This window comes from Cupriavidus sp. GW822-FHT03E04 (assembly GCF_058801495.1).
Genome location: NZ_JBXANI010000001.1, coordinates 477,044 through 485,433, shown reverse-complemented (window position 1 = coordinate 485,433; position 8,390 = coordinate 477,044). Strand labels below are relative to the sequence as shown.

Genomic DNA, 8,390 nt, shown 5'->3' with positions numbered 1-8,390 from the left:
TGTGAAAGTAGGTAATCGCCAGGCTCTCCCTTGAAACCCCCCAGTACGAAAGTACTGGGGGGTTTTGCTTTTGCGGCATCTGCTTTCGAATATCTCGAAAGCAAGAAATAAATTAGCTCGCCGATGGTCGCAGGGCGCGCATGCCAAGTTTCGCAATGGCGACTATAGCCGTGACCAGTGCACCCGCTACGATGCCCGTCAGTGCATTGATCAATACCGGGCCTAGCATTCCCAGGCCTGCTCCGATCATAGGTACCCCAGCCAGCATCTCAGTCGTGGGCCCTGCCAGATGATGCACGGCAGGAATACCGTGTACCAGAATCCCGCCCCCCACCAGGAACATCGCCGCTGTGCCGATCACGGACAGCGTGCGCATCAACCAAGGCGCCAGGCGCAGGATGCCGCGGCCAATGGCTCGCGCGCCGGCGGAAGCCTTCTGGCTAAGATACAGGCCAGCATCGTCCAACTTGACGATGCCCGCCACCAGGCCGTAGACGCCCACTGTCATGATCAAAGAGATGGTCGACAACACGGCCACCTGGGTGCCGAATGTCGCACCGGATACCGTCCCGAGCGAGATCACGATGATCTCCGCCGACAGGATGAAATCAGTGCGCACCGCACCGCGAATCTTGGCTTGCTCATAGGCAGCCATATCCGTCTCGGGATTTGCCGCTTGTGACGCTTCGGAATCGGTTTGTCCCTGAGTGGAATCGCTATGCAGGAAACGGTGCGCAATCTTCTCGAATCCCTCGTAGCAAAGAAAGGCGCCGCCAGCCATCAGCAGTGGCACGATGGCTGCGGGCACGGCAGCGCTGATCGCCAGAGCTGCCGGCACCAGAATCACCTTGTTGCGAAAGGACCCCAACGCTACAGCCCACACAACGGGTAATTCGCGCTCTGCCTTCACGCCGCTGACCTGCTGCGCATTCAAGGCCAGGTCGTCGCCTAGTACGCCGGCTGTTTTCTTGGCCGCCACTTTACTCATGGTGGCTACATCGTCGAGGATGGAGGCGATGTCGTCGATCAGCAGAAGCAGGCTGGTGCCGGCCATATCCAAGGTTCCCAAGTAGACGTAAGGAAAGCACCCCGTCGCACGGAGGGCGCATAGCGCGATACTGTGCCACAGGCGTCGCAAGCGATGCGAACCATCGCCATTCCGGCGTCGCGCCTCTAGGGGGCTGGCAATTCAGGATGTGAATCGGAGCCGCCTGGGGCATCCGTCAAAAAAAAAGACCGCCGGCGGGATAGCAGGGCGGTCTACGGGAAGTCTCGTCGGGGTCAAGCAACGAGTAATTGAAATATGCCAAACTACACGCCTGCTTGCTATCCGCCGTCGGTGGGGGGCACGCTGCCTCTCTTGCCGAACATGAGCACAGAAGCGCCCCCATTGGGAGTGAGAAGGGGACATGAATGAGAAAAGCAGCAGCAAGTACTGCCGGATATGGCGAGAACGCGGCCGCATTGGTGCAGCAGTACGAGAGCCTCCAGTTCGACGATATCCACCGAGACGTACTGCACCTATTTCCACGTGAGCTCAGCAATATTCTGGATATCGGAGCAGGGTCAGGCCGCGATGCGGCCGCGCTCGCCCGCTTGGGACATCGGGTTGTGGCCGTGGAACCCACGGGCGAATTGCGTCGAGAGGGGCAACGCATTCACGCGGCATTGCCGATCGAGTGGGTGGATGATTCACTGCCACACCTGTCGGCGATGCGATCCAGGCGAGAGCATTTTGAGCTGATACTGCTGACTGCCGTATGGATGCATCTGGATGCCACCGAACGACCCATTGCGATGAACTCGATCGCGGAGCTGCTAGCGCCGGGCGCCACGATCATCATGTCGCTCCGCCACGGACCTATTCCCCGAGGTCGAAGGATGTTCGACGTTTCTGCCGATGAGACGCTGGCGCTTGGCCGAGCGGTTGGCCTGACCGAAAGCTACTGCGGGCAGCGTAAGGATACGCAGGGCCGGGACTCGATTTCCTGGAGCGTGATTGCCTTGCAGATGGCATGGCCGAGCGGTCCCGGGATGTCCGAAATGCTCATGCCCGGATCCGGGCGAGGCTTTGGGAGATAGCCATGGTTCAAAAGTTATTCCACGAACTGCCAGTGGATGAGCGCGAGGGTTTCGAGTCGGCTTGCGCACTGCATGGATTTGTACGAGAGGACTTCGATGTGGCTGCGGAGGAAGGCACTCCGTTGAGCGGCGGGCCGAATCGTATCTTGCGGGAGGTCATCGTCGCCCGTGTAGCCGGCGGCGAGGCTCGGCGCTATCCTGGCGGAGCTGGGGCCGCATGGACGGTGGCATTCGAGCAAGACCTGGAGCGGGATGTCTTCGGCTTTCCTCTTGCCGATTAATTGAGCCGTCGGGCGCGCCCCCCGAACTCGCGGGCCCTCGTCGAGGACCCCAAGGCTGGCAGTCCGGCACCAAAGCCCAGCTGGAGGGGCAGAGGCCACTCGCGCGCGTGGGCAGCAATAATCCACCGCTGTGGGCCACAGCAAGAGGGGGAAGAAGGGATCTTGGCGCGCGCGAGTGCAGAAAACGAAAACGGCGCCGTGGGAAAATTTCGCTTTCCGTGGGAAAGTTCGTATCGTGAAACGACTAGGTAAAGCGTAAGCCGTTGATACTAATAAGAATTCTGGGGTGGCTGATGGGACTCGAACCCACGACGACAGGAATCACAATCCTGGACTCTACCAACTGAGCTACAGCCACCGTCGATGTCGTTCTGCTTGGTGCCGAACGACGAAGAACAAGATCATACAATGCCAAAAGCCGGATGGCTAGTACTCTGCACAAATTTTTTTTAGTGCCACCTGTTTAACCGGCCAGCTTGGAGGATTCCTCCAGCTCGAGCATTCGGCAGATAGCGGCCATGCTGCCAACCATGGTGCGTCGTTGCGCGCCCTGGTAGATGCGCACGCCTTTTGATTGGCGAAAGGGCACGGGCTTGACGGGGCGACGGGCGGAGAGGCGGTTGGCTGGCAGCATGGCTACACCTGGTGACTTGCAACAACAGTTAGCGGTACCCGCTACGCGGGTGCGTTGGCACAATCGGGTGTCGGCTTGTACGGGGATCGCCCGCCTCAGCCGCACTCGTCAGAAGGCGCCGGGGCGGATGAGGCCGACAGCGATGCCTTCTAGTGAGAACTCTTCGCGGCCGGCTTGCACGATGATGCTGGGGAAGTCGGGGTTCTCGGCGATCAGCTCGATGGTGTCGCCGCGGCGGTTGAGGCGTTTGACGGTGACGTCGTCGCCCAGGCGGGCGACGACGATCTTGCCGTTGGCGGCTTCGCTGGCGCGCTTGACGGCGAGCAGGTCGCCATCGAGGATGCCGGCGTCGCGCATGCTGAGACCACGCACCCGGAGGAGGTAGTCGGGCTGCACGTCGAACACCGATGCGTCGACCTGGTATTGGCGGTCGATGTGTTCGGCGGCAAGGATCGGGCTGCCGGCCGCGACGCGCCCGACCAATGGCAGGGTTAGCTGCATGACGCCAGCCATAGGCAGGGAGAACTGGTCGGGTAGCTCGGAGTCGCTACGGGAGACCTTGAGGCGAATGCCGCGGGAGGCGCCGGGGGTGAGCTCGATCACGCCTTTGCGGGCCAGGGCACGTAAATGTTCCTCGGCTGCATTGGGTGAGGAGAAGCCGAACTTGGCGGCGATCTCTGCGCGCGTGGGCGGAAAGCCCGTGTGCTGGAGGCTGCTGCGGATCAAGTCGAAAATCTGCTGCTGTCGCGGTGTCAGGGTCGCCATGGTCGCCGGTGTTTGAGAGCACTGTATGTTTAAACAGTATGCTGTGATTTTATACAGTATCGAGTGAAGTGCAAGCGGAATTTTTGGGAGTTTGCGCATTGACAGGTGCGTCCCGCGGGTCTTGGCGCGTGCCGTGGCGAGTGGGCGGAGGGTTACAATCCGCGGCACCTGAAGCGTCTTGCGTTGCGCACTGTTCAACTTTTCTGGGGCTCCCGAGCTCATTTCCGCCATGTCTCTCCTGCCTCGTGTCGTCGTGCTCGCTACCGGCGGCACCATTGCCGGTTCTTCTTCCAACCCAGCCAGCAGCGCGAAGTACCAGGCGGCGACGGTGCCGGTGACGGCGCTGCTCGATGCGGTGCCGGCGCTGGGCACGGTGGCGCGGATCGAAGCCGAGCAGGTTGCGCAGGTAGATAGCAAGGACATGTCGTTCGCGCTCTGGTCCAGGCTGGTGGAGCGCGTGGCGTTCTGGTCTGCGCAGCCCGATGTGTCGGGCATCGTCATTACGCACGGCACCGATACCCTGGAGGAGACGGCCATGCTGCTGCACCTGGCCTGCGTGGGTGGGGTGCCAGTTGTGCTGACGGCTGCGATGCGACCGTCGACCTCGTTGTCGGCGGATGGCCCGTTGAACCTGCTGGATGCGGTGCGCGTAGCGGCGGATGCTGGCGCGACGGCAAAGGGCGTGCTGCTGGTGATCAATCAGGAGATTCACGCGGGGCGCGACGTGATGAAGGCGCACACATCGGCGGTGAATGCGTTTGTGTCGCCGGTATCCGGGCCGATTGGTTTTGTTCAGGACAACCTCGTGCGCTTTGTGCGTACCCCCAGTCGCTTGCCGGCCAAGGCCTGGCCGGTCCCTTGCGCATGGCCGCAGGTCGAGATCGTGGCTAGCTATGCGGAGCCGGGGCGGATCGTGGTGGATGCCTTGGCGCAGGCGGGCGTGTCGGGCCTGGTCGTGGCGGCCGCTGGCAACGGGTCGGTTCACCAGTCGCTGGTGGAGGCGCTAACCGATGCTGCCGGCGCCGGCGTGGCAGTGGTGCGCAGTTCGCGCACAGGGGCGGGGCATGTGGCGATTCCAGCGCCTCCCCGGCCGGCGTCGGGCGTTTTTGTTTCGGCCGGCGACCTCAATCCTTATAAGGCGCGTGTGCTCCTGGCGCTGGCTCTGGCTGGGGAGCCAGGACTGGCAAAGGATCCGGCGGCGCTGCAGGCGCTATTCACCGAAAACTGAGGCGGCTTGCTCCGGATGGTAAAAGCACGCTATACTTTAAGGCTATTCAACCTTGCTGCACCGGACATGGCGCTCGGGCAGCTTATCCAAAAGGAGCGTCAATGCGTCATTACGAAATCGTATTTATCGTCCATCCGGACCAGAGCGAACAAGTCCCGGCCATGATCGAGCGTTACAAGACGCTGGTCACGTCCCAGGAAGGCCAGATCCACCGCGTGGAAGACTGGGGTCGCCGTCAGATGGCCTACATGATCCAGAAGCTGGCCAAGGCTCACTACGTTTGCCTGAACATCGAATGCGGCAAGGAAACCCTGGCTGAACTCGAACACGCGTTCAAGTTCAACGATGCAGTGCTGCGCCACCTCATCGTTCAGACCAAGAAGGCTGAAACCGCACCGTCCCCGATGATGAAGGAAGTGCAGCGCGAAGAAGCTCGCAAGGCCGCGCAACAGACCAGCGAAGTCCAGGCCGCCTAAGTGCGGACTGTTGTGGTTGCCGCCGGCGTTGATCGCCGCGGCGGCAAGTGCGGGCATCGGTGCGGGAGAGTGCGTTGAACCAGTTAAGGCTCTGCGCAACGCTCGCGGAACGCGATGCCTTGCGTTACACCCCGGCCGGGGTCCCCGTGGTCAACTGCATCTTGCAGTACGCGGGCGAGACGGTCGAGGCGCAAACGCCCAGGCAGGTGGAGTTCGCCATCGCCGCCATGGGAATTGGTCAGATCGGCCAGCGGCTTGAGCGTACTCCGCTCGGCGCGATGCTCGACTGCGAAGGATTCCTGGCCCGCAGGCACCGCAACAGCAAGGCTCTCGTCTTTCACATCACTGGATGTAAAGCATTCGAAAAGGATTGAATCATGGCATTCGTCAAACGTGACAACAAGAACAAGAAGCGCTTCCAACAGCAAAACCCGCTGTTCAAGCGCAAGCGCTTCTGCCGCTTCACCGTGGCTGGCGTGGAACAGATCGACTACAAGGATCTGGACACCCTGAAGGATTTCATCGGCGACAACGGCAAGATCACGCCGGCCCGCCTGACCGGCACCAAGGCGCACTATCAGCGTCAGCTCGACACGGCCATCAAGCGCGCGCGTTTCCTCGCGCTGATGCCCTACACCGACCTGCACAAGAACTGATCGGCCCTAGGTCCGTTAAGGAGAAAACACGATGCAAATTATTCTGCTTGAAAAAGTCATCAACCTGGGCAACCTGGGTGACATCGTTCGCGTGAAGGACGGCTACGCCCGTAACTTCCTGATCCCGAACAAGAAGGCCCGCCGCGCTACCCAGACCGCTATCAGCGAGTTCGAAGTCAAGCGCGCCGAACTGGAAAAGGCGGCCGCTGAAAAGCTGGCAGCTTCGCAAGCTGAAGGCGAAAAGCTGAATGGCCTGACCGTGCAGATCACCCAGAAGTCGGGTGTGGACGGCCGCCTGTTCGGTTCGGTGACCAACGCCGACATCGCTGAAGCCCTGGCTGGCCAAGGCTTCAAGGTCGAGAAGGCGCAAGTGCGCCTGCCCAATGGTCCGCTGAAGGTTGTTGGCGACCACCCGGTCAGCGTCTCGCTGCACACCGACGTGCTGGTCGACGTGACGGTTTCCGTCCTGGGCGAACACGCCTAAGCATCGGCCTTGCTGCCGGTTTCCACTTGTCCTTCGGGCTGGTGGGAGCCGGATGCCAGCGCCGCTTGCTTGACCAAACAAAAAGGCAGGAGCATCGCGCTCCTGCCTTTTTGTTTGGCCGCGCCCCTTGCTTGCCTGGTTGCCCGATTGCTACGGGGCCGGTTGTCCCGCCGTCACACGGCAGGATGCCCCAACTGCCGGCTGCGAATTCTCCGCCGGCTCGCTGGCGTCGACCGTTATAATCCCCCCCTATGAACGCGCCTGTCGCAGACCCCCAACTAGACAATCTCAAGGTACCGCCGCATTCCATCGAGGCCGAGCAATCGGTGCTGGGTGGCCTGCTGCTGGACAATGCCGCCTGGGACCGTATCGCCGACTTCCTGAACGAAGCCGATTTCTATCGCTTCGATCACCGGATGATCTTCCAGAGCATCTCCCGGTTGATCGCCGCTACCAAGCCGGCCGACGTCATCACCGTCTACGAGTCGCTGCAAGGCGCAGGCAAGGCGGAAGAGGTGGGCGGCCTGGCCTATCTGAATTCCCTGGCGCAGAACACGCCTAGCGCGGCCAATATCCGCCGCTATGCGGAGATCGTGCGCGAGCGCTCGGTGCTGCGCAAACTGGTGACCGTGGCCGACGATATCGCTACCGCGGCCTTCGCTCCCAAAGGGCGCGAGGTGCGGGAGCTGCTCGACGAGGCGGAATCCAAGGTGTTCGCCATCGCCGAGGAAGGCTCGCGCGGGCAGAAGGGGTTCCAGGAAATCCAGCCGCTGCTGACCCAGGTGGTCGAGCGCATCGACGAGCTGTACCACCGTGACTCGAGCACCGACGTCACCGGCGTGCCTACCGGTTTTATCGACCTGGACCGCATGACCAGCGGCATGCAGGCCGGCGACCTGATCATCGTGGCGGGGCGCCCCTCCATGGGTAAGACCGCATTCTCGCTAAATATCGGCGAGCACGTGGCGGTGGAGCAGGGCCTGCCGGTGGCGGTGTTCTCGATGGAAATGGCGGGCACGCAGCTGGCCATGCGTATGCTGGGCTCGGTCGGCCGGCTTGACCAGCACCGCCTGCGTACCGGCCGCCTGCTTGACGAAGACTGGCCGCGGCTCACGCACGCGATCCAGCGCATGAACGATGCGCAATTGTTCATCGACGAAACACCGGCGCTGAGCTCGATGGAGCTGCGCGCCCGTTCACGCCGGCTGGCGCGCCAGTGCGGCCAGCTCGGACTGATCGTCATCGACTACCTGCAGTTGATGTCGGGCTCGGGCGGCGGCGAAAACCGCGCCACCGAAATCTCGGAAATCTCGCGCTCGCTCAAGGGCCTGGCCAAGGAACTCAACTGCCCGGTGATTGCACTGTCCCAGCTGAACCGAAGTCTGGAACAGCGTCCGAACAAGCGCCCGGTGATGTCCGACTTGCGTGAATCCGGCGCTATCGAGCAGGATGCCGACGTGATCCTGTTTATTTACCGCGACGAGGTCTACAACCCCGATTCGCAGGACAAGGGCACGTCCGAGATCATCATCGGCAAGCAGCGTAATGGCCCGATTGGCACCGTGCGGCTGACGTTCCTGGGGCAGTTCACCAAGTTCGACAACTTCAGCGGTGGCCCCGCCTTCTTCGACAACGACAACTGAAGCCAGTCTTGGCGCGGCTTGCCGGGCATCGTGGCTCGGTGGCCACAGTCGATCGCGCCTGCCGCGCGTCAAAGTCCCCCGGCATCGCCGCACAAACCTGTAAAATATTGCGTTTTGATGACAGCCGCCCTCGGGCGGCTG

Annotated in this window: 11 protein-coding genes and 1 tRNA gene; 8 read left to right on the top strand and 4 right to left on the bottom strand. The window is 61.8% G+C overall.

Features of this window, described 5'->3' with window-relative positions; all coding sequences use genetic code 11:
* Positions 1 to 112 precede the first annotated feature (112 nt).
* A complete protein-coding gene (locus AC1RQC_RS02155) occupies positions 113 to 1,054 on the bottom strand; it encodes a DUF808 domain-containing protein (RefSeq protein WP_492813942.1) in 942 nt (313 codons plus the stop codon).
* A 359-nt stretch (positions 1,055 to 1,413) separates the two neighbouring features.
* Here AC1RQC_RS02155 and AC1RQC_RS02150 point away from each other — a divergent pair, with 359 nt between their 5' ends.
* A complete protein-coding gene (locus tag AC1RQC_RS02150; RefSeq protein ID WP_492376376.1) occupies positions 1,414 to 2,082 on the top strand; it encodes a class I SAM-dependent methyltransferase in 669 nt (222 codons plus the stop codon).
* A 2-nt stretch (positions 2,083 to 2,084) separates the two neighbouring features.
* Positions 2,085 to 2,363, top strand: coding sequence for a hypothetical protein (locus AC1RQC_RS02145; protein ID WP_492833100.1), 279 nt, complete (start codon positions 2,085 to 2,087; stop codon positions 2,361 to 2,363).
* A 282-nt stretch (positions 2,364 to 2,645) separates the two neighbouring features.
* Here the strand turns inward: AC1RQC_RS02145 and AC1RQC_RS02140 are convergent.
* The 3 genes from AC1RQC_RS02140 to lexA form a co-directional block, all read right to left on the bottom strand.
* Positions 2,646 to 2,721 (bottom strand) — tRNA-His (locus tag AC1RQC_RS02140).
* 105 nt (positions 2,722 to 2,826) lie between these two features.
* Positions 2,827 to 2,997, bottom strand: coding sequence for a hypothetical protein (locus AC1RQC_RS02135; RefSeq protein WP_170301734.1), 171 nt, complete (start codon positions 2,995 to 2,997; stop codon positions 2,827 to 2,829).
* Positions 2,998 to 3,105: 108 nt separating this feature from the next.
* On the bottom strand, positions 3,106 to 3,762 hold the full coding sequence (gene lexA, locus AC1RQC_RS02130) for a transcriptional repressor LexA (protein ID WP_006163593.1): 657 nt from the start codon (positions 3,760 to 3,762) through the stop codon (positions 3,106 to 3,108).
* Positions 3,763 to 3,991: 229 nt separating this feature from the next.
* Here lexA and AC1RQC_RS02125 point away from each other — a divergent pair, with 229 nt between their 5' ends.
* The 6 genes from AC1RQC_RS02125 to AC1RQC_RS02100 all read left to right on the top strand — a co-directional run bounded on the left by AC1RQC_RS02125 (position 3,992) and on the right by AC1RQC_RS02100 (position 8,249).
* Positions 3,992 to 4,990 carry an asparaginase gene (locus AC1RQC_RS02125; protein WP_492882354.1) on the top strand — a complete coding sequence of 333 codons (999 nt, stop codon included), beginning with the start codon at positions 3,992 to 3,994 and terminating at the stop codon, positions 4,988 to 4,990.
* A gap of 101 nt (positions 4,991 to 5,091) precedes the next feature.
* Positions 5,092 to 5,466: a 30S ribosomal protein S6 gene (gene rpsF, locus AC1RQC_RS02120; protein ID WP_006163598.1), complete on the top strand. Its 375-nt coding sequence runs from the start codon at positions 5,092 to 5,094 to the stop codon at positions 5,464 to 5,466.
* Positions 5,467 to 5,540: 74 nt separating this feature from the next.
* Positions 5,541 to 5,840 carry a primosomal replication protein N gene (priB, locus tag AC1RQC_RS02115; protein ID WP_043352030.1) on the top strand — a complete coding sequence of 100 codons (300 nt, stop codon included), beginning with the start codon at positions 5,541 to 5,543 and terminating at the stop codon, positions 5,838 to 5,840.
* A gap of 3 nt (positions 5,841 to 5,843) precedes the next feature.
* The gene (gene rpsR / locus AC1RQC_RS02110) at positions 5,844 to 6,122 is read left to right on the top strand and encodes a 30S ribosomal protein S18 (RefSeq protein WP_006163606.1); all 279 of its coding nucleotides are present in this window, start codon (positions 5,844 to 5,846) and stop codon (positions 6,120 to 6,122) included.
* A gap of 31 nt (positions 6,123 to 6,153) precedes the next feature.
* Complete coding sequence (gene rplI / locus AC1RQC_RS02105) at positions 6,154 to 6,606, top strand: 50S ribosomal protein L9 (protein ID WP_150983655.1); 453 nt, start codon at positions 6,154 to 6,156, stop codon at positions 6,604 to 6,606.
* Between the two features lie 251 nt (positions 6,607 to 6,857).
* Complete coding sequence (locus AC1RQC_RS02100) at positions 6,858 to 8,249, top strand: replicative DNA helicase (RefSeq protein WP_043347242.1); 1,392 nt, start codon at positions 6,858 to 6,860, stop codon at positions 8,247 to 8,249.
* The last annotated feature ends 141 nt before the right edge of the window (positions 8,250 to 8,390 follow it).

Coding starts and splice junctions, on each gene's coding strand:
- AC1RQC_RS02155 (WP_492813942.1), bottom strand. CDS start 1,054: ATGGCCGGCACCAGCCTGCTTCTGCTGATCGACGACATCGCCTCCATC.
- AC1RQC_RS02150 (WP_492376376.1), top strand. CDS start 1,414: ATGAGAAAAGCAGCAGCAAGTACTGCCGGATATGGCGAGAACGCGGCC.
- AC1RQC_RS02145 (WP_492833100.1), top strand. CDS start 2,085: ATGGTTCAAAAGTTATTCCACGAACTGCCAGTGGATGAGCGCGAGGGT.
- AC1RQC_RS02135 (WP_170301734.1), bottom strand. CDS start 2,997: ATGCTGCCAGCCAACCGCCTCTCCGCCCGTCGCCCCGTCAAGCCCGTG.
- lexA (WP_006163593.1), bottom strand. CDS start 3,762: ATGGCGACCCTGACACCGCGACAGCAGCAGATTTTCGACTTGATCCGC.
- AC1RQC_RS02125 (WP_492882354.1), top strand. CDS start 3,992: ATGTCTCTCCTGCCTCGTGTCGTCGTGCTCGCTACCGGCGGCACCATT.
- rpsF (WP_006163598.1), top strand. CDS start 5,092: ATGCGTCATTACGAAATCGTATTTATCGTCCATCCGGACCAGAGCGAA.
- rpsR (WP_006163606.1), top strand. CDS start 5,844: ATGGCATTCGTCAAACGTGACAACAAGAACAAGAAGCGCTTCCAACAG.
- rplI (WP_150983655.1), top strand. CDS start 6,154: ATGCAAATTATTCTGCTTGAAAAAGTCATCAACCTGGGCAACCTGGGT.
- AC1RQC_RS02100 (WP_043347242.1), top strand. CDS start 6,858: ATGAACGCGCCTGTCGCAGACCCCCAACTAGACAATCTCAAGGTACCG.